This is a genomic window from Streptomyces sp. NPDC047049, from assembly GCF_040643995.1.
Taxonomy (GTDB): Bacteria; Actinomycetota; Actinomycetes; order Streptomycetales; family Streptomycetaceae; genus Streptomyces; species Streptomyces mooreae.
Genome location: NZ_JBEYVM010000001.1, coordinates 871051 through 892114, shown reverse-complemented (window position 1 = coordinate 892114; position 21064 = coordinate 871051). Strand labels below are relative to the sequence as shown.

General features: G+C 72.0%; 13 protein-coding genes. 11 read left to right on the top strand and 2 right to left on the bottom strand.

The annotated features are described in order from the left end of the window. Nucleotides 1–97: 97 nt before the first annotated feature. Together ABZ851_RS04090 and ABZ851_RS04085 are read left to right on the top strand one after the other, a co-directional pair. Nucleotides 98–1051 carry a helix-turn-helix domain-containing protein gene (locus ABZ851_RS04090; protein ID WP_361121715.1) on the top strand — a complete coding sequence of 318 codons (954 nt, stop codon included), beginning with the start codon at nucleotides 98–100 and terminating at the stop codon, nucleotides 1049–1051. 302 nt (nucleotides 1052–1353) lie between these two features. Continuing rightward, nucleotides 1354–3414, top strand: coding sequence for a sigma-70 family RNA polymerase sigma factor (locus tag ABZ851_RS04085; protein ID WP_361121712.1), 2061 nt, complete (start codon nucleotides 1354–1356; stop codon nucleotides 3412–3414). 111 nt (nucleotides 3415–3525) lie between these two features. On the opposite strand, the gene ABZ851_RS04080 is transcribed toward ABZ851_RS04085, so the two are convergent. Continuing rightward, complete coding sequence (locus ABZ851_RS04080; protein ID WP_361121709.1) at nucleotides 3526–5625, bottom strand: asparagine synthase-related protein; 2100 nt, start codon at nucleotides 5623–5625, stop codon at nucleotides 3526–3528. 768 nt (nucleotides 5626–6393) lie between these two features. On the opposite strand from ABZ851_RS04080, the gene ABZ851_RS04075 reads away from it, so the two are divergent. Then, nucleotides 6394–7842, top strand: a complete 1449-nt coding sequence (locus ABZ851_RS04075; protein WP_088798536.1) for an MFS transporter — start codon at nucleotides 6394–6396, stop codon at nucleotides 7840–7842. Nucleotides 7843–8098: 256 nt separating this feature from the next. Then, the gene (lhgO, locus tag ABZ851_RS04070) at nucleotides 8099–9319 is read left to right on the top strand and encodes an L-2-hydroxyglutarate oxidase (RefSeq protein ID WP_336047250.1); all 1221 of its coding nucleotides are present in this window, start codon (nucleotides 8099–8101) and stop codon (nucleotides 9317–9319) included. 210 nt (nucleotides 9320–9529) lie between these two features. Here the strand turns inward: lhgO and ABZ851_RS04065 are convergent, their stop codons facing one another. Beyond that, on the bottom strand, nucleotides 9530–10993 hold the full coding sequence (locus tag ABZ851_RS04065; RefSeq protein WP_361121704.1) for a PQQ-binding-like beta-propeller repeat protein: 1464 nt from the start codon (nucleotides 10991–10993) through the stop codon (nucleotides 9530–9532). 595 nt (nucleotides 10994–11588) lie between these two features. Here ABZ851_RS04065 and trmB point away from each other — a divergent pair. The 7 genes from trmB to ABZ851_RS04030 all read left to right on the top strand — a co-directional run bounded on the left by trmB (nucleotide 11589) and on the right by ABZ851_RS04030 (nucleotide 21044). Beyond that, on the top strand, nucleotides 11589–12587 hold the full coding sequence (trmB, locus tag ABZ851_RS04060) for a tRNA (guanosine(46)-N7)-methyltransferase TrmB (protein ID WP_361121701.1): 999 nt from the start codon (nucleotides 11589–11591) through the stop codon (nucleotides 12585–12587). 28 nt (nucleotides 12588–12615) lie between these two features. Beyond that, nucleotides 12616–13923 (top strand): PrsW family intramembrane metalloprotease, encoded by a 1308-nt coding sequence (locus ABZ851_RS04055; protein WP_361121698.1) that lies wholly within the window; start codon nucleotides 12616–12618, stop codon nucleotides 13921–13923. 71 nt (nucleotides 13924–13994) lie between these two features. Further along, nucleotides 13995–14384, top strand: a complete 390-nt coding sequence (locus ABZ851_RS04050) for a very short patch repair endonuclease (RefSeq protein WP_361121833.1) — start codon at nucleotides 13995–13997, stop codon at nucleotides 14382–14384. A gap of 113 nt (nucleotides 14385–14497) precedes the next feature. Then, complete coding sequence (locus ABZ851_RS04045; protein ID WP_361121695.1) at nucleotides 14498–16030, top strand: ATP-binding protein; 1533 nt, start codon at nucleotides 14498–14500, stop codon at nucleotides 16028–16030. Further along, nucleotides 16020–17018, top strand: coding sequence for a PD-(D/E)XK motif protein (locus ABZ851_RS04040; protein ID WP_361121692.1), 999 nt, complete (start codon nucleotides 16020–16022; stop codon nucleotides 17016–17018). Before ABZ851_RS04045 ends, ABZ851_RS04040 begins: the two co-directional genes overlap by 11 nt. A gap of 12 nt (nucleotides 17019–17030) precedes the next feature. After that, nucleotides 17031–19976 (top strand): Z1 domain-containing protein, encoded by a 2946-nt coding sequence (locus tag ABZ851_RS04035; protein WP_361121689.1) that lies wholly within the window; start codon nucleotides 17031–17033, stop codon nucleotides 19974–19976. 69 nt (nucleotides 19977–20045) lie between these two features. Further along, entirely contained in the window at nucleotides 20046–21044 is a 999-nt protein-coding gene (locus tag ABZ851_RS04030; protein ID WP_361121686.1) for a DNA cytosine methyltransferase, read from the top strand. Nucleotides 21045–21064: the final 20 nt, after the last annotated feature.

The following is a 21064-nucleotide window of genomic DNA, read 5'->3' as shown; positions in this document are numbered from 1 at the left end:
GGGGAGACGTCATTACCGGGGGATCACTATGCACATTCAGGGCTCTCATTGGCAGACCAACGTCGCTGTGGCGCATGCCGCCGACGACGCCGGGAGCATGAAGGAAGACCACAACGGCACCCAGAAAACCAACGGCACCCACGGCGCCGGCAACGGTTCCGGCAACGGCACCGGTGTGAGGAACGGTGCCCGCACGGGGACGAACGGTGCCCGCACGGGGACGGGGGCCGGGGGGCGGAGCACGCCGCTGCGGGTGGATGCCCAGCGCAATCTGGAACATGTGCTGCGCGCCGCGCGCGAGGTGTTCGGCGAGCTGGGGTACGGCGCGCCCATGGAGGACGTGGCCCGGCGGGCCCGGGTCGGTGTCGGCACGGTCTACCGCCGTTTCCCCAGCAAGGACGTGCTGGTCCGCCGGATAGCCGAGGAGGAGACCGCACGGCTGACGGACCAGGCGCGTACGGCGCTGGGCCAGGAGGACGACGCGTGGTCCGCGCTGTCCCGCTTCTTGCGGACCTCGGTCGCCTCGGGGGCCGGACGGCTGCTGCCGCCGGGCATTCTGCGGGTGAGCGCGGACGCCGACCGGCGCACGGAGCCGGCGGCGGACGGCACGGACGGGCCACGGGTGCCGGACGGGCTGAGCGAGGCACGGGTCCCGGACGGCCTGAGTGAGGCGCGGGTGCCGCAGCAGCGGATGGCACCCGGCACGGACGGGGTCCCGGTCGATCTCCGGCTGGTCGCCGCGCGTGACGCCTCGGAGGGCGAGCAGGTCCCGGCGGACGGGACAGCGCCGGCCACTGCCGGTGACGTCGACGGTGCCGATGCCGGTGCCGAGGAGATGGCCGGGGCCGACGCGTTGCTGGAGGTCGTCGGGCGGCTCGTGGAGCGGGCCAGGACGGCGGGTGAGCTGCGTGCCGATGTGACGGTCGCCGACATTCTGTTAGTGATCGCCACGGGCGCGCCCACGCTGCCCGAACCCAGCCACCAGCAGGCCGCTTCCGCGCGGCTGCTGGAGATTCTGCTGGAGGGGCTGCGTTCGCGCCCCGCTGAGTGAGGTCCGGCGGCCGGCGCCGTCGTCCGGTGGGCCCGACCGCCGGGTTCACCCGGCGGGGCCGGCCGGCTGGATGGTGCCGGTCCGCGGGACGGTGCCGTAGGTGACCGCGGAGCCCGTATGCGCCCTGGGGGCGGGTACGGGCTCCGCGCATGAGGCATGGCTCGTACGGGTGAACGTCCGTGTGATCGTCCACGGGCGCACCCCGGATGAGTGGATGGCGGTCAGGAGCCGCAACCGCGGGGGGCCGGTGTGGCACTCTGGCGCGGTATTCCGGTGTGACGGCGGCTTCGGGGGCCTCGAAGATGGGTGTTGACGGGCGGGACGGGCGGCGCCACGGCGAGGCCGGGGCGGACGGGACCAAGGGCACGCCGTCCGGACGGATCCCCGGCCAGGCCGGGCCGTCGGGGACGGGGGCCCCGGCCGGCGGGCCGGCTGAGCGGCGCGCTCACGCCCGTCGTCCGGCGGGCGAGGGGACCGGCGTGCCGCCGCAGCGCGGACGTTCCCACCGGGCGGGCGCGGCTGCCGCCCCCGAGGGGGGCGAAATCCCGCCGTCCGACGCCCAGTTGCTCGCCAATCTGCGGGCCGGGGACGACGGTGCGTACGAGGAGTTGTACCGCAGGCACGCCGAGGCGGTCCGGCGCTACGCCCGGAGCTGCTGCCGGGACGTGCACACCGCCGAGGACCTGACCGGTGAGGTCTTCGCGCGCACGCTGCAGGCGGTGCGCGGCGGCGCGGGGCCCGACTCCGCGGTGCGCGCCTATCTGCTGACCACCGTCCGCCGGGTCGCCGCCTCCTGGGCGAAGACGGCGCGGCGGGAGCAACTGGTGGAGGACTTCGCGGTGTTCGCGGTGTCCTCGACCGGGGCGCCGGGGGACAAGGAGACCCAGGATCCGGGCGCGGACGTGCGCGCCCTGTACGAGGCCGAGCAGTCGATGGCCGTGCAGGCGTTCCGCAGTCTGCCCGAGCGCTACCAGACAGTGCTGTGGCACACCACGGTCGAGGAGGAGTCGCCCAGCGAGGTCGCCCCGCTGCTCGGGCTGACCGCGAACGCCACCGCCGTACTGGCGCACCGTGCCCGCGAGGGCCTTCGGCAGGCCTATCTGCAGGCGCATGTCAGCCAGTCGCTGACCGCGGGCGGCGACTGCGCACGGTATGCCGACCGGCTCGGTGCCTTCGCCCGTGGTGGGCTGCGGATGCGGGCCGAGCGGGGGCTGCGCAAGCATCTGGCGGCATGTGCCCGGTGCCGGCTGGCCGCCCTGGAGGTCGAGGACGTCAACCAGCGGATCGGGGCGCTGCTGCCGGTCGCGGTCATCGGCTGGTTCGCCGCGGGATACGCCGTCAAGGCAGCGGCCGCGGCGGTGGGGGTCGCGGGGGCGGCAGCGGGCGCGGCAGCCGGGGCCGGTGCGGTGGGAAGTTCGGCCGGGGCCGGTGCGGCGGCTGCGGGCAGTGGGGGTTCCGCGGCCACGGGCGGCGGTGCGGCAGGAAGCGCCGGTGGTTCCGGTGGTTCCGGTGGTGCGGCCGTGGGTGAGGGGCTGGGCGCGGCGGTGAAGGTCGGTCTCGGCGTGGGGGTGACGGTGGTGGCGGGCGCGGTGCTGGCGCTGGCGCTGACCGGCTTGCCCGGGCCTGCGCCGAAGCCGCGGGCCGGGTCCGCACAGTCGGCCCCCGTCGCGCCGCAGAGGCCGTCGTCCGCGCCGTCGGGGTCGGCGCTGCCACCGGCGTCCGGTGCCGCGCCGGCGCCGGAGCGCAGCGCGACGCCGGGGCCGAAGGCGCCGTCGGCGCACACCTCGCGCCCCGAGCCGGCGCCCGCCCCTCCGCGGACTCCGCAACGGCCCACGCCCCGCCCGGCCCCGCCGTCTGCGCCGGCCCCCGGCCCCACACCGCCGAAGGCCACGCCGCCGGCGCCCACCCCCCAGCCGCCGCTGCCCGCCCCGACCGCGTACCCGCTGGGCACGCTCGACCACGACTTCACGGGCGACGGCAGCAAACCGGAGGTGCGCACCCTCGGCAGCAGCTGGCTGTGGCAGCGGGAGTCGCCGCGGATCGCCGGCACGACGTATGCACAGGGTGCGAGCGTGCACGCGCGGTCCTCGGTGACCATCGACCTCAACCGCCGGTGCACCGCGTACGACGCCGTGGCGGGCATCGACGATCTCGGCATGGGGCTGGGGGCGCTGCGCTTCTCCGTTTATGCGGACGGGGTGCGGCTGTGGCGGTCGGCGGTGGTGCACGACGGGCAGCGGGCGGTGCCGGTGCATGTCCCGCTGACGGGGCGTAAGACACTGCGGCTGGTGACCGAGCCGGCCTCGCCCGCGGCCGTGGTGGCGCTGGGGGACTGGGCGCAGGCGACGATCAGCTGTCGTTGAGGGGCCACCGGGCCACCGGACCATCAGGCCACCCGGCATTTGATCCCCTGCCCACCCGGCCCCCGGCGCCGACGACGCCCACGCCTCCCGGCCCCGGCGACGCCTCCCGGCTCATGCCAGCCGCGCCCGGGGAACGACCCCGCCCGCGACCGCCTTCTGGCGCGGCGCCCCGGCCCCCGTCCAGCACGTCCCCCGCCGCGCCACCAGCCGCCGCAGCCACAGCTCCGTGGAGACCAGCTCGGTCAGCCCGTCCAGCGGGAGTGGCGCCCCCTCCGCCGCCGACCGCAGCGCCTTGCGGACCACCCGCGCCTCCACCAGGCCGGCGTCGGCCAGCAGCGGCGTGTCGAAGAGCTGCACCAGGTCGCCTATGGCACCGCGCAGCCCGGTGCGTACGGCGGCCGCCTGGGTCAGGTGTGAGGTGGCGCCCCAGCCGGGCGGCAGATCCCGTACGCCGGCCCCGGCCAGTACGGAGCGCAGTACGGCGGCCCGCGCCCCCGGCTGCACCCGCAGGGTGTCCGGCAGCGCGCGGCAGGCGATCACGACCTGGTTGTCGAGGAAGGGGGCGTGCAGCCGCTGGTCGCGGATCTCGGCGGCCTGCTCGAAGACGCGGTGGTCCGCGGCCTGACGGGCCAGCGCGGCGCGGGCCCGCCGCTCCCCGGGGTGGCCGGCGGCGGGCGAGCGGTGTGCCGCTTCGCTGAGACGAACCGATACTTCGGCCAGCGCCTCCCCCGTGAGCCAGCGCGCCGCGGGCCCCGGCCCGCACCAGGCGAGCGCGGCCAGCGAGGCGTCCACGGCCCCGCCGGCCACCGGCTCGTCGGCGAACTGCCGCTCCAGCAGGCGCCGCGCCGTATCGGCGAGGCCGGACGGGTACGGCGTACGGGCGAGCCTGCGGGCGGCGCGGTAGACGGTGAAGGGGACGAGGACGGAGTGCGCCGAGGGGCCGTCGGCCTTGGCCAGCGCGGTGACCGGGCGCAGCAGATGGCGCCGGCGGCGGTCCATGAGCAGGTCGGCGAGGCGGGCCGGGTGCGCGTCGAGGACCTGACGGGCGCCGTGACCGACGAAATGGTCCGCGCTGCCGGCCAGCAGGCGTCGGCGGTGGCGGCTCGCGGTGATGAGGGAGGGGCCCGGCTCGTCCGTGAGCGGGCCCGCGCCGAGGTCCGCGTACGGAAGGGCCTCTTCGCCGGCCGCGACGACGACATGGTGCAGCCGCGGGTTGTCGGCCAGGGTGCGGGCGCGCTCCAACTCGGCGTCGTGGTGGGCCCCTTCGCCCGTGGTGGCGCGGTCGTTGAAGGTGACGGCCAGGAGGCGTTCACCGTGACCGCCCAGCCTCCCGGGCCGGCCGGGGAGACCGGCGGCCAGGAGGGCGAGGGTTCCGGAGGCGCTGCCTCCGGAGAGGTCGGCGCCGATGCCGGGGGCCGGTGCCCCGCGCGCCGCGCGCCGCTCGGCGGGCCCCATACCGGGCACCGGTCCGGGGTCGAGGCCGTCGCGCCCGTCCGGATCGGGGGCGTGCCGGGGCCCGGCCAGCCGTACGCGGACGGCTTCGACCAAGGCGTCGCGAACGCCGTCCACGGCCTGTTCCGGGGCGATTTGGGGTGCGGCGACGGCGAGCGAGGCGGTCGGCTCGAAGGAGGTGATGTCGCGGGCGCCGCCGCGCAGCACCAGGGCGTGGCCGGGCGGGATCCGGCGGACGCCTTCGTACGGCGTGCCGGCGCCCAGCGCCTCGGGGATGTCCGGGCAGGCCAGCAGCGCGGCCAGGTGGCCGACGTCGAGGGCGGCCTCGACGAGGTCGGCGAGCGGGAGGGCGGCGGTGGCGTAGGCGGTGCCGCCGGCCCAGGGGGTGTGGAAGACGGGCCGGGCGCCGGCCAGGTCGCCGGTGGCGGTGATCCGCCGCCCTACCTGGACGACGGCGGTGTAGCTGCCGGGCCAGGTGGTGAGGTGGCGCAGTGCGCCCCCGCGCGCCGCGAACAAGCCGACCCGCAGTTGGTCTTCGGTGGCGCCGCAGACGCCGAAGACGGCGAGCCGGGTCTCGGCGTCGGCCTGTACGACGCGGACCTCGTCCGGCCGCCAGTCGCCGACCGCCCACAGGGGATCGGGACCGCCCCACAGGAGCTGGGCGCCCACGGGGAGGACCGCATGGCTCTCCTCACCCGCCATCGGCCCCGGGCCGGCCGGCCCCGTGGCGGCACTGCTCCACCCCACCAACCAGCGCATGGCCGCCTCCACCCGATTCCCCGTGCGCCGGGGCCAACGGCCGCCCCGTACAGCGGATTGCCCGGCTGTCGCCGAGCTGTTGTGGCGACCATGCTGCCATGACAGGGGCGCGCAGGAGGCGTTGGAGTGGGCCTGTATACGGGCGGTTCGCGCGGCGTGCGCCGGTCGGGGGACCCGCCGGCGGGCCCCTGGGGCGTCACGGGCCCTCGCGGACGGGCCGCGGACGGCGGAGTGGACGGGCGCGCGGCCGGGCTCCGCCGCCCCGGCCCCGGGAGGCCCCCCGTGTGGCCCCCGGGGCGCCCCCGAGCAGGCGGCGGCGTGAAATCATCACCCGTCGATTTTCGGCCAAAGTCCGTACCAGGCAGCCCAGTTGACGTATTCGGGCATGACGTCAACCGGTGACACGGCCGGCCGCGACCGGCCGCCGGTCGCTGCGCGCGACGGTCCGGGAGGCGGGCTGCGCCCCCCGGACCGGACCGTCACCCGCGGGGAATTGAGGTGACGGTATCCCCCAGCCCACTGGATCCAGTGCAGCGGGCCGACCCACGCAGAAGACATGGAAGCGCTCCCGGAAACGGGCGGCCAGCGCGCACGAACGGGCGCACGGGCACACGTACCCGGAGCACATGCCAATTCCCGCACCCCTGTTTGAACACGAATCTCGCCATCCAAGACACCGGCACTTAACGGTCGGGATCCGGCGAACTACTCTGGGTGGACGCATGCCCCGGGGTACCGGGGCGGCCGTCGCTGTGTCGAGGGGTGCGCATGTCCAGGGATATACGCGGGCCGAACGAAAAGCTCGGCACTGTTCTCGCCCTCGCGGGTATCAGCAATGCCGGACTGGCACGCCGGGTCAACGACCTCGGTGCGCAGCGCGGACTGACGCTTCGCTATGACAAGACGTCGGTGGCGCGGTGGGTCTCCAAGGGCATGGTGCCGCAGGGTGCCGCGCCCCATCTGATCGCGTCCGCGATCGGCAGCAAGCTGGGCCGGCCGGTTCCGCTGCACGAGATCGGGCTGGCCGACGCGGACCCGGCGCCCGAGGTGGGCCTGGCATTTCCCCGCGACGTGGGCGCCGCGGTGCGCTCCGCGACCGAGCTGTACCGTCTCGATCTGGCCGGACGGCGGGCGGGCGGCGGCGGCATCTGGCAGAGCCTGGCCGGATCCTTCGCCGTCAGCGCGTACGCCACCCCCGCCTCGCGCTGGCTGATATCCCCGGCCGACAGCTCGGTGGCGCGGGAGGCGGCCGAGGCACGGGACAAGGACGCCGCGGCGGCCGGCGACGGCGGGGTTCCGCAGCACGTCGGCCACAGCGACGTCAGCAAGCTGCGCGAGGCGGCGGAGGACGCGCGCCGCTGGGACTCCAAATACGGCGGCGGGGACTGGCGTTCCTCGATGGTCCCGGAATGCCTCCGGGTGGATGCGGCCCCGTTGCTCCTCGCCTCGTACAGCGACGAAGTGGGCCGTGCGCTCTTCGGGGCGACCTCCGAACTCACCCGGCTCGCGGGGTGGATGGCCTTCGACACGGGCCAGCAGGAGGCCGCGCAGCGGTACTACATCCAGGCGCTGCGGCTCGCCCGCGCGGCCGCCGACGTCCCCCTCGGCGGCTACGTCCTCGCCTCGATGTCCCTCCAGGCGACCTACCGGGGCTTCGCCGACGAGGGCGTCGACCTCGCCCAGGCCGCCCTGGAACGCAACCGCGGCCTGGCCACGGCCCGCACCATGAGCTTCTTCCGCCTGGTCGAGGCGCGGGCGCAGGCCAAGGCCGGTGAGGCGCGCGCCTGCGAGGTGGCGCTGAAGGCCTCCGAGGGCTGGCTGGAGCGCTCCCGCGGCGGCGACCCCGACCCCTCGTGGCTGGACTTCTACTCGTACGAGCGCTTCGCCGCCGACGCCGCCGAGTGCTACCGCGATCTGCGGCTGCCCCGCCAGGTGCGCCGCTTCACCGAGCAGGCGCTGTCCCGGCCCACCGAGGAGTTCGTCCGCTCGCACGGTCTGCGCCTGGTCGTCTCCGCTGTCGCCGAACTGGAGTCCGGCAATCTGGACGCGGCCTGCGCGGCGGGCACCCGCGCGGTTGAGGTGGCCGGACGGATCTCCTCCGCCCGGACCACCGAGTACGTCCGCGATCTGCTGCACCGCCTGGAGCCGTACGGCGACGAGCCGCGGGTGGTCGAGCTGCGGGAGCGGGCGAGGCCGCTGCTGGCGGCACCGGCTTAGACGAGGGCCGCAGGGGCGGGCCGGACGGGGCGGGCTGGACGGGGCGGGCCGCGCAGGGGCGGACCGGCGGCGGACGGGGCCGGACCGGCGGGCGGTTGGGGCCGGACCGTCGGGCGGCCGGGGCCGGACCCCGCCCCGTCCGATCGGCATTGTCAGTGCCGGGCGTCATGATGGGATACGTCGTCGGGCGATGATGCGGATGAGGCGCAGGTCCGCGGCGACGGGCGAGCCCGGGTCATGCGGTTGGGGAGGTGCAGTGGCGGCGTACGACTGCGATGTGCTGGTGATCGGTGCCGGCATCGTCGGACTCTCTACGGCCTACGCGATCACGCGTGCCGCACCCGGCACCCGCGTCGTGGTCCTGGAGAAGGAGCCGGGCCCGGCCCGTCACCAGACCGGGCGCAACAGCGGCGTGATCCACAGCGGCATCTACTATCCACCCGGCTCCCTCAAGGCCCGCTTCGCCCTGCAGGGCTCGGCGGAAATGGTGAAGTTCTGCACCGAGAACGACATCCCGCACGAGGTCACCGGCAAGCTGATCGTCGCCACGGACCGCAGCGAGCTGCCGCGGCTGCACGGCCTGATCCAGCGCGGCCGCGAACACGGCCTGCCGGTGCGCGAGCTGGGCCCCGCCCAGATAGCCGAGTACGAGCCCGAGGTGGACGGCCTGGCCGCCATCCATGTCGGCACGACCGGCGTCTGCGACTTCGCGGCCGTCGCCCGCCGGTTCGCCCGGCTCGCCGAGGACGCCGGCACCCGGATCGTCTACGGCACCGAGGTGACGACCATCGGCCGCCGCCCCGGCCGGGTGGCGGTCCGCGGCGCCGACGGCACGGTCCACCGTGCCCGTGCCCTGGTCAACTGCGCCGGCCTGCACTGCGACCGGATCGCCCGGCTGGCCGGCGACGCCCCCGGCATGCGGATCGTCCCGTTCCGCGGCGAGTACTTCACCCTCGCTCCGGAGCGCGCCTCGCTCGTCCGCGGCCTGGTCTACCCGGTCCCCGACCCGGCCTTCCCGTTCCTCGGCGTACATCTGACCCGCGGTATCGACGGCGCCGTCCACATCGGCCCGAACGCCGTCCCCGCCCTGGCCCGCGAGGGCTACGACTGGCGCACGATCCGCCCCGCCGAGCTGGCCGGCACCCTCGCCTACCCCGGCTCCTGGCGGATAGCCCGCCGCCACTGGCGCTACGGCGCCGGCGAGCTGCACCGCTCCCTGTCCCGGCCCGCCTTCGCCGACGCGGTCCGCCGCCTGCTCCCGGCCGCCCGCGAGGAGGACCTGGTGCCGTCGCCGGCCGGCGTCCGCGCCCAGGCCGTCCTCCCCGACGGCACCCTCGTCGACGATTTCCTCTTCGCCGAATCCCCCGGCATGATCCACGTCCTCAACGCCCCGTCCCCGGCCGCCACGGCCTCGCTCCCCATCGGGCGGGAGGTGGCACGGCGGGTCATGGGGCTGCTGGGGCGAAGCCGCGCATGACGGAGCGGCGCTCGGGAGGGAGTGTCTTCAGGGCCTCCCCCCTGAGCAACGCCGCTCGGGTCTTCCGCGTGCACTCGTGAAGCCGCCCGGCGCGCCCTCGTAAAACGCCGCTCGGCCCCTCCTCCGGAAAGAGGCGGGGCCGAGCGGCGGCGGATCCGTGGCGGCGACGGCGTCGTGGAGACGGGTCAGCCGGCCGGCGTCCTGGAGGCGTCAGGCGAAGGGCACCTCGAAGGCCTGCACGCTCGGCCGGTTGTCGGTGAGCCGCTCGCTCTGGATGAAGAGCATGTTGTCCCTGTCCAGGGCCAGCGACATATCGCTGGGGGCCGGCAGGTTGTGCTCCTTCTCGTAGAGCGTGCCCTTCACCTTCTCCTTGCCGTCACGCAGGCCGACCGCAACCACCAGCTCCTTCACGGCGGAGGCGCCGCTGTCGGGCGAATCGGTCACCATGATCACGCCTTGGTCGTTCACACCGGCGATGGCCGCCGAGCCGCGCTTCTTCCACAGCAGCTTGCCCGTCTTCATGTCCATCGCCGCGAGCCCGTTGTTGGCGCCGTAACCGGTCACCAGGATCTGCTCGTCCTCGTCGACGTAGGTGTTGCGCGGCTCGAACTTCAGGTCCTTCAGCTCGCCCGAGAGCTGGAAGGTGTGGTCCGGCTTGGGCTTCTTCGTGTAGGTCTGGATGTAGTGCACGGGATCGGCCGTGCTGCCGCTCTCCGTCAGCAGCGTCAGGGGCCAGTCCGAGAGGGTCCGCACGATCGCGTGGTCCTCACCCGAGACCGTCGAATGGATGCTGTCGTACTCCAGGTCCTGGAGCATCAGCTGCTTCTTCGGCTTCGCGTCGGAGCAGTCGCTGGCCACCGCCAGGTACTGGGGGCTCAGCCCGACCGAATTGGTGCAGTCGTGACCGCGCGCGGACAGCTCCCAGACCTTCGCTCCACGGCCGACGGAGAAGCCGGCATAGGTCTGGCCGATCGTGACGGCGACGACCTTGCTGTTCACCACGACCCGCGGCTCGTGTTCCGCGCCGTGACCGTCCTGGAGGTTCTTGGACCACAGCGTGCGGCCGGTGTCGGTGTCGACGACGGAGAGGTAGGAGCAGTCGTCGCCACCCGCGTCGAAGACCACGGCGCCCACGCCGTCGTCACTGGGCTCCGCGGACATCGCGCAGACCTCGCCCGCGCCCTTGGGCGTCTTGACCGTCCACTTCTTCTTGCCGGTCTTGCGGTTGTAGGCGCGTACGCCCTCGCCGTCGCCGTAGATGATGTCGTCGTTGTTGAACCACATCGAGCGCAGCCCGTTCTCGTTCTGGCCCTCGCGCTCGGACGCCGGCGACGCCGCCTCCCACTTCCGCGGCAGGGCGTTCGCGGGCCGGGCGGCTCCCGGGTCGGCGGAGTCCCCGGAGAAGAGGAAGTACCCGCCGACCCCGGCAGCCACCAGCAGGACCATCACGAGCGTCAGGATGAGCGGCACGGGCACGCCGCTGCGCCGGGGCCCGCCCGGCCCGCCCTGGAACTGGGGCGGCATGGGCCCACCGGGGAACGGTCCCTGGCCGGGGACCTGGCCGGGCACCTGGCCCGGCATCGGCCCCTGGTTCTGGGCGTACGGCGGGGGTGGCTGCTGGCCTCCCTGCGGCCCGGGGTAACCCTGCGGGGGCGGGCCCTGGGGCTGCCCCATGGGCGGTGGGTACTGCGGGCCGCCCGGTCCGGGCTGAGCGGGCGGGGCGCCGTACGGGCCGGGAGGCATCTGTCCCGGACCGGCGGGCGGCTGGTCCGCAGGGCCGAACGCTCCCGCGGGCGGCGGGGCGGCCTGCCCCGGTGCCGGCGGGCCGGCGGGCGGCGCTCCCGGAGCTCCCTGGCCGGGCGGCTGTGGCCCCTGTGGATTCCCGGTGTACCCCTGGCCGCCCTGCGACACGATGAACCATCCCCCCTGATTTGTTTTGCTCACGTCAGCGCCGCATCGTATGCATGCCGCTACGCACCGCGCCAACCTCCCTTTTCACGAAGGTTCCGGCCCGCCACTTGAGCACGCACCAGGCACATCGAAGGCTCCGAGCGGGCCTCGTACGGGCTCCGGGCCGGCTCCGAGGCGGCCCCGGGGCGGGCGCCGTACGGGTCCGGGGCGGACTCCGTACGGGCCCGGGGCGGACTCCGTACGGGTCCCGGGCGGACTCCGTACGTGCCCCGGGCGGTCCAGCCGACCCCCAGTCGCCCCCCGCCGGGTCCCCGGGCTCCCCTCCCCCCTAACCCACGCCCCGTAGAATCGACGCACTGTGTCCGAGAACCTCACCACCCCCGCCACCCCCGCCGCGGAAGCAGCCGCTCCGGCAGCCGGCGCCCAGGCCTCCCCCACCCGGGAAGCCGCCCCGCAGCAGACCGACGTGCAGCCCACCGGCCCGCAGCCGGCCGAGGCGCACGGAGCCGACGCGGACGAGGCCGAGGCACCCGGGGCCAGCTCACACGGAGCCGACGCCCACGAGGCCACCGCCCAGGACCCCCACACCCTCGGCTCCACCGCCGTCTCGGCCGCCACCCCGCGCCGCGGTGCGCCCATGTTCCCCGACGGGACCGGCCCCGCCGCCGACCCCGCGGGTTCGCATCACGAGCGCCGGATCCGCTCCTTCCAGCCGCGCCGCAGCCGCGTGTCGCCCTCCCAGGCGGACGCGCTGCGCCGCCTGTGGCCCACTTGGGGGCTGGACATCGACGGCCTCTCCCGTATCGATCTCGACACCTTCTTCGGCGGACTGCCGGTCGTGCTGGAGATCGGCTTCGGCATGGGCGAGGCCACGGCACAGATGGCCGCCGCCGACCCGGACACCGGCATCCTCGGCTGCGACGTCCACACCCCCGGGCAGGGCAATCTGCTCGGTCTCGCGGAGCGGAACGGCCTGTCCAACATCCGGGTGGCCAACGGCGACGCCATCATCCTGCTGCGCGAGATGCTGGCCCCCGCCTCCCTCGCCGGCCTGCGCGTCTACTTCCCCGACCCCTGGCCGAAGAAGCGCCACCACAAGCGCCGCCTCGTCCAGCCGGAGTTCATCGCCCTGGCGGCCACCCGGCTCGCGCCCGGTGCCCTCGTCCACTGCGCGACCGACTGGGAGCCGTACGCCGAGCAGATGCTCGAAGTCCTCTCCGCCGAGCCGGCGCTCGAAAACCTCTACCCCGGCTATGCGCCGCGCCCGGACTTCCGCCCGCTCACCAAGTTCGAGGGCCAGGGCCTGGACAAGGGGCATGTCGTCCACGACCTCCTCTTCCGCCGCCGCGACACATAGGGCGGACGCCGCTCGTTAGGGTCGATGGGTGTACCCGTCCCAGCCGCCCCCGCACCCGCCGTCCGCGCCCGCCCCTCCCCCGTACACACCCCACCCGCACGAGCACGCGGCCGCACACCGCCGCCGGACGGCCCCCTGGAACAGCACCACCCTGCGCGCCGTCGCCCTGAGCTCGCTGCTCGCGCTCTCCGGCGTGATCATCATCGGCATGGTCCGCCAGGAGACCGGCACCGAAGGCTTCCTGGTCGGCCTCGGCCTGGCCGTCTTCCCCGTGCCGCTGCTCCTCGCGGCGTTCTGCTGGCTCGACCGCGTGGAGCCCGAGCCCTGGCGCAACCTCGCCTTCGCCTTCGCCTGGGGCGCCTGCGCCGCCGCCCTGGTCGCGCTCCTCGCCAACGGCTTCGCCACCGACTGGCTGGCCGCCAACATCTCCTCGGCATCACCCTCCGAGGCCGAGGCCTGGGGCGCCACGGTCATCGCCCCGGTCGTCGAGGAGGTGGTCAAGGCCGCCGCGGTCCTCTTCCTCTACCGCTTCCGCCGCAACGACTTCGACGGCATCACGGACGGCATCGTCATCGCCGGGATCACCGCCACCGGTTTCGCCTTCACCGAGAACGTCCTCTACCTGGGCAACGCCTTCGGCGAGGACCAGTCGATGGGCCACTCCGGGCTGGACTCCCGCACCGCCGGCGCCTTCTTCCTCCGCATCATCGTCTCCCCCTTCGCCCACCCGCTCTTCACGGTCCTCACCGGCCTCGCGTTCGGCATCGCCGCCACCCGCTACCCCCGCCGCCGCGCCGCCCGTATCGCGCTCGCCCTCCTCGGCCTGGTCACCGCCGTCCTCCTGCACGCCATCTGGAACGGCGCCTCCTCCCTCGGCGACCCCGGCTTCCTCATCGTCTACGGCCTCTTCATGGTCCCCGTCCTCCTCGCCCTCACCTGGCTGGCGATCTGGGCCCGCAACCAAGAACTGCTCTCCCTGCGCGGCTACCTCGCCCCCTACATCACCGCCGGCTGGCTCGCCCCCACCGAACCCGCCGCCCTCTCCTCCCTCAAAACCCGCGCCCTCGCCCGCGACATCGCCCGCACCACCCAGGGCCCCGCCGCCGCCCGCGCCGTCACCGAATACGCCACCGTCGCCACCACCCTCTCGTTCCACCGCCGTCGAGCCCATCTCCTGGGTCCTGCACCCGACTTCTTCCACCGGGAACAGCACTTGCTGCGGCATCTGCGGCACTACCAAGCCTGGGCGCGGCCGGCGCTGACCGATGCGTTGGGGGCCGGACACCGGACCCGCGAGCCGCACGGCCGATCACCCCGCCCCGACGGTCGGCCCTGACACCCCCCGGCCCGCTCCGGCACAATGGCCATGTGCCTGCCACACCCTCGTCCCCCGGCGTGTCCGCCCGTATGAGCGTCCAGGCCCGTCGGGACACCGGCCCCGAAATGGCCGTACGACGGCTCCTCCACGCCTCCGGCCATCGCTACCGCTTGCAGCGTCGTGTCCCCGACTTCCCCCGTCGCACGATCGACATCGCCTTTCCGGGACCCAAGGTCGCGGTCTTCCTCGACGGCTGCTTCTGGCACGGCTGCCCCGAACACGCCACCCATCCCAAAGCCAATGCCGACTGGTGGCGCAACAAGCTCGACGGCAACATCGCCCGCGACCGCGAAACGACCGCACACCTGGTGGCCCAGGGCTGGACGGTGCTGCGCTTCTGGGAACACGAGGATCCGGTGGCCGTCGCGGAGCGGATCGCCCGCACGCTCACCGATCTCCGCGGCAAAAAAACGCCTTGACAGCCGGATGAAACGATCGCGTTTCAACATCTGCCGTTCCGCTGTCGGCCCTCCGCGCTACGGTCGGAATCGGTCGTACGAATCCATGAGCATGCGTGAGTACAAGGCGAACAATGACGGACTGGCAGTTCGATGTCCCCACCACCGGCAGCAAGCATCTGCCCCCTGATTCACGCTATGTGGAGGCTCTCAGCAGCCAGGGATACGGCTTCGAGGTGGCCATCGCCGACCTCGTCGACAATTCCGTCGATGCAGGGGCCAAGGACGTGGTCATCCACTTCCTCAGGGACGATGACCGGTTGGTCTCCCTCCTCGTCGTCGACGACGGTCGCGGAATGGACGAGGAAGCACTCGACATCGCCATGACGGTCGGTGGGCGCCGCAGTTACGACGTAGGCGCGCTGGGCATGTTCGGCACCGGCCTGAAGTCCGCTTCCCTCTCGCATGCCGACGCCGTGACGGTGGTCTCCACCACCAAGCGCACCCGCGCCGTCGGACGGCGTTGGCTGATGGAGCACGCCAGAGCGGGATTCCAGTGCGACATCGTCGCCCCGGACTTCGCGCAGAAGCTCATCGACCGCTACTACGACAAGCCCATCACATGGCAGGGCACAGTCGTCCGCTGGGACGGCGTCAAGGACTTCCCCAAGGTCGGGGGAGGCGGTCAGACCGATCGCTATCTGCACCGCACGATCAACAAGCTCGGGCTCCACCTCGGCCTCTATCTGCACCGCTTCCTCTCCCGCGACACCTTCAACATCACGATCGCGGTCGAGGACGTACGGTCGGGCGTCGTCTATCTCGACTACGGCGTCGAACCGTTGGACCCGTTCGGCTATCCCGTCACGGGCAACGGCGAGTATCCGCGTCGCTTCACCGCCGATGTCCGGTCTGTGGGAAGCGTGCACCTGCAGGCCCACGTCTGGCCGGCGAAGTCGAATCTCAATGAGTACAAGGCGGTGGGCACGGTCATCGATCGGCAGGGCTTCTACTTCTACCGGAACGATCGACTCGTGCAAGCGGGCGGTTGGAACAACTACCGCCAGCCGGAACCGAACCTGTCCCTCGCCCGCGTGGCCGTCGATCTGCCGGATGCCCCGGGCGACGTCTTCCGGCTCACCGTCAAGAAGTCCGGCGTGGAGGCCTCACCGGAGTTCACCACCGCCCTGGAACAGGCGGTCGATCTCGAGGGCCGCCTCTTCGATCAGTACTTGGCCGACGCCGACGCGACGTACCGGACGGCGCGCAAACGCTCCGGGACCACGCGGTCCGAGGTGATCGCTCCCGGCAAGGGAATCGCTCCCGAGGTGCGACACGTCATCGAGGAAGAGCTGCCCTCGGTGCCGTACGAGGAGCCGATCTCGGTGATCTGGAAGAGACTCCCCCAGGATGTCTTCTTCGACCTCGACCGCGAGGAACACTTGATCATCCTCAACCAGCACTACCGCACCGCCATCCTGGGCGGCCGACGGGGCGGCATCAACGACGCCCCGATGATCAAGTCATTGATGTACCTCCTGCTGCACAAGATCTTCGAATACGAACGCGCCGGCGCGAAGCAGAAGGACAACCTGCAGCTGTGGCAGTCGATCCTGATCGCCGCGGCCCGCAGCGAACTGGACAGGGTGGCCGACGATGTCGAGTGAGCACCACGCCGCCGAGGCATACACCTCCTGGGTGGACGTCGAGCACTACCTCCACGCGGGCCAGAGCACTTCGTTCCCGCTCCGCACCGCGCACGGCCCCCGTGTGGACTACGTCGTCACCGATGACCGGTCGATCGCCCTCCATCTCGAGCTGGGGCCCCGCCAACGGTTGCCCCACTCTCCGCTGCCTCTCGTCCGGATCGACGAGATCGCGCAGAACGGAATTCGGATGGCCCGGCTCCGGCTCACTCAGGAGCGCCTGTTGCGCGACTTCCACGATCTGCTCAATGCGGTCGCGGACCGCGTGGTCGCTCACGACCGCACCCCCGACCAAGCCTTCAACGAGACGATACGGGCCTGGAGCGCCCTCCTGGAGCGGCCACGAACGCTCGACGCCAATAGGCGCATCGGGCTGATGGGCGAACTGTCCGTCCTCAACTCCCTCGGGGGCGAACACGGTTGGGAAACCGCGGTCGATGCCTGGACGGGCTCCTTCGCCACCGAACACGACTTCGGCCTCCTGGATCACGACATCGAAGTCAAAACCACCTCCTCGGCGCGCCGCCTCCATACGATCCACGGTCTGGGCCAGCTGGCCCCTGTCGAAGGACGTCCCCTGTGGCTGGTGTCGTTCCAACTCATGCGGGGTGGCGCGCACGGTCGCACGCTCAGCGAGTGTGTTGCGGCCGTCCGCAACCGCGTCTCACAGGCCGCTCCCGCCACCGTGGCACGTCTCGACGTCCGCCTCGCAGCCCGGGGTTGGTGCTCCGATGCTACGGACGACGAGCGCTGGACCATGCGCCCGATGCCCCTCGTGCTGCCTGTGGACGAAGACCTCCCACGTCTTACCCCTGCACTTCTCACTGCGCTTCCGCAGGAGGCACGAGAGTGCGTCGATGACGTCACCTACCGCATCGATCTGACCCACAGAACCCCCGTGACATCCCCCGAACCGCCCGCCGCCCTGCGTGCGTTCCGTCTCCCGTAACCGAGGCTCTCAATGACCGACCAGAAAACCGGCGAAGCCCTCCTCCGCGTCCATCGGGCCGCGCTCGACGGAATGAGCCGCACCGGACCCATGGCGCTCGGCCCCACCTTGAGCTTCTACGGCATGCAGATGGCTCCCGACACCGACGTGTCCGAGCTCGCCTTTCGGGACGCGCTGCCGAGCTCTCACCGGCCGGACCCGCTGCTGCAGCTGTGGCACAAGCAACTCACCCAGTGGGACTTCGACGCCGAGGCGAGCTGGACCGATACCGAACCGCGCACGGACTCCCGGCGGACGGCCGTGTACAAGTTGCTCGGTCTGGACGCCGAGACCTGCAAGGCGCTGGACGCCCTGGTGCCGGTGTCCACTCTGGCCGGCCCCGTGGTGATCAGCCAGGAATTCACTCCCTGGCGGGCCACCAAGGCCTATCAGGGGCACTACTGGTACTGGCCGAAGTACGCCGAATACCTCGCGGCGAAGGGGTGGCCGGACGACTCCGTGGCGAACCTCGGCGAGGCGGCGGAACGGGTGGTCGAGCGACTGGCCGATCCCACCGCCGAGGCCGCCTACCAGTCCAAGGGGCTGGTCGTCGGGTACGTGCAGTCCGGGAAGACGGCCAACTTCACGGGCGTGATCGCCAAGGCGGTGGACGCCGGCTACCGTCTCGTGATCGTCCTCGGGGGCACTCTCAACCTGTTGCGCGCCCAGACCCAGCGGCGCCTGGACATGGAGCTGGTGGGTCGCGAGAACATCCTGCGCCACACCGAAGAGGTCCACTCCGACTACTACACGGACAACGCGTGGTTGGAGGACAAGTTCTTGTCCCACGGCGGGCGGCCCTCGACGCTGGGCGCGTTCGACATCATCCGCCTCACGACACGCGCCGACGACTACCAACCGCTCGCCCAGGGCATCGGCGAACTCGCCATCGAGAAGCAGGACCCCTCTCGTCGGCTGTACGACCCCGTGAACCTGCACAGCAGTGCCGCCCGACTGATGGTCGTCAAGAAGAACAAGTCCGTACTGGCCAAGCTGGTCAGTGACCTCAAGCGGGTCGGCGGTCTGCTCGACGAGATCCCCGTGCTGATCGTCGACGACGAGTCGGACGAGGCTTCGGTCAACACCGCCAATCCCAAGAAGCCCGGGGCCGAGCGCACCGCCATCAACGCGGCCATCTCGCAGCTGCTCCAGCTGCTGCCACGCGCCCAATACGTCGGTTACACGGCGACCCCGTTCGCCAACGTCTTCATCGACCCCGGCGACAAGGCCGACATCTTTCCGCGCGACTTCATCATCTCGCTCGACCGACCGCACGGGTACATGGGCGTCCAGGACTTCCACGACCTCGACTCGGACGTGCCGCCCGAGGAACGCAACGTGGCCAACTCCCAGGAGAAGGCGCATGTCCGTGACATCGGCGCGGACGACATCGGCGACGACGCAGACGACGCCACGTTGCGCGAGGCCGTCGACATGTTCGTGCTCACCGCCGCCATGAAGCTCTACCGCGAGGCCACGGGGCTCGGGTATGGCTACTACCGACATCACACCATGCTGGTGCACGAATCACGTCTCACCGCCGATCATCGCGAACTGCTGGGGCGACTGCGCAGGTTGTGGCTCACAGGCGGCTACACCGGCCCCACCGGGCACGCCCGGCTCCGCGACCTCTTCGAACGCGATCTCCTTCCCGTCTCCCGTGCCCGCGCCGACGGCTTCGCCGTACCGGCGTCGTATGACGACCTCCTCCCCTATGTCGGCACCGCCTGGCAGAACATCGGTGGCGACGACCGCCCGGTGATCGTGGTCAACGGCGACCAGGACATCGAGCGCGGCGAGGCGGATTTCGACGGCAGCCGGATCTGGAAGATCCTCATCGGCGGACAGAAGCTCTCCCGGGGCTTCACGGTCGAAGGCCTCACCATCACCTACTACCGGCGCCGTGCCGGGAACGCCTCCACGTTGATGCAGATGGGCCGCTGGTTCGGCTTCCGCAACGGCTACCGGGATCTTGTACGGCTCTACATCGGCCGCAACGAGACATCGGGCAGCAGCAAGGAGATGGACCTCTACGAGGCGTTCGAGGCGATCTGCCGCGACGAGGAGATCTTCCGCGACCAGCTCAAGCAGTACTCCGTCATGATCGACGGCTATCCACAGGTGACACCGGCGCTGGTGCCACCACTGGTTTCCCAGCACCTGCTGAAGCCCACGAGTCCGAACAAGATGCACAACACACAGCTCGCGGAGATCCGTTCACCGGGCAAGTGGGAGGAACCGACGGCATACCCCACGACGGTTCACGAGCTCCGGACCAATACGCGACTCTGGACACAGGTACTCGACGGCCTCTCGGACGCTCCGATCACCCTCGGTCACCGATACGGGACCACCGGAAGAGCCCACGAATTCTCGGCCCTCACGGGGCTGCTGCCCGCCGAGGACCTGATGTCACTGCTCCGGTCCCTCAAATGGTGCGCCGATCACCAGTTCGCGCCGTACCGCACCTACCTGGAAGAGATCACCAAGTCGGCCCAGGTGGACGATTGGCTGGTGCTCGCCCCTCAACACGCCTCCGGGGGCAAACACGCTCGTATCGGCACGTCGGACCGGGAACTGTCCTGGTTCAGTCGTGACCGCCGACGTGGCCCCCTGTTCAGCGCGATCAGCGACCCGAAGCACCGGCCCGCCGCCCTGCGCGTCGCGGGCGCACTGCCCTCGTGCGGCCATGTCGCCACGGATCGATTCGCCACCGAGCGCCGTGGAGTCATCGCGCTCTATCCGATCGTCGAGTCGCACCACTCCGCGGATGTCGTGTCATCGGGACGGATCGATGCGGACAAGGCAGTGATCGCGTTCTCCTTCGTCGCCCCCGCCTCGGCCGAGGGTGGAGGGCGAAAAGTGGTCCGCTTCACCACCATCGATTCCTCGCGCAGGGACGAAGCGAACGAAAACTGACGAGGCAGCCCGGAGGTGTGGGCACACCCCCGGGCCCACCGGCCGGCGAACGCAGGAGGAGAACCGACCGTGACACCCCAACGCTTCACCTCACTCGAGATCTGCGCCGGTACCGGTGGTCAGGCACTGGGTCTGGAGACAGCCGGGTTCGACCCCGTCGCACTGGTGGAGAACGACCGGCACTCGTGCACGACGCTGCGGACCAACCGCCCGGCGTGGAACGTCCTGGAGATGGACGTCCTGGAATTCGACCCGGCAGAGCACACGTACACATACGACGTGGACCTGTTGTCCGCCGGGCTGCCGCGGGTTCGGGCCGTGGCGGCTGCCGCGCGCGGCAGCGACGATCACGAGCGGAGACTCCTGCGGGCGACGGTATTGCTGACCTCCGCGGTGCTGCCCCGGGCGGTGCTCATCGAGAATGTTCCGAAGCTCGTCACCGCGGACGCATTCGAGGAACTTCGCACGGAGATCAAGGCGGAGCTGGAGCACCTCGGTTACCGGCTGCACTGGGGCACGGTCAACGCGAAGGACTTCGGCGTCGCGCAGGATCGCGAGCAGGGCGTACTGGTAGCGCTCAAGGGAGCCCCCGGCGATGCCTTCCGGTGGCCCGAGCCATCCGTTTCCACGTCCGCGACCGTGGGCGATGTCCTGCATGCCTCGATGGCCACGCTCGGCTGGCCGTATGCCGACAGATGGGCGGCCGGCGCCCAGCGGCCGGCTCCCACATTGGTCGGTGGCTCCAAGAAGCACGGCGGCGCCGACCTGGGGCCCAGCGGCACGAAAAGGGCCTGGGCAGCCATGGGCCTGAGCGGATGGGGGGTGGGCGATGCCGTACCCGGACCCGACACGGTGTGGGTCACACCGGGCGGCGACGGTAAGTCACTGCCCAAACTCACGATCCAGCAGATCGCCCTGCTCCAGGCTTTCCCGACGGACTGGCAGACCTGCGCCGGCAAGACGTCCCAGTACCGACAGCTCGCCCAGGCCTCACCACCTCCGGTGGCAGCGGCGCTGGGCCGGAGCATCGCCACCGCACTCGCCTCGGCCGATCGCACCGGCCCGTGACACCGCCCGAACACGCCACG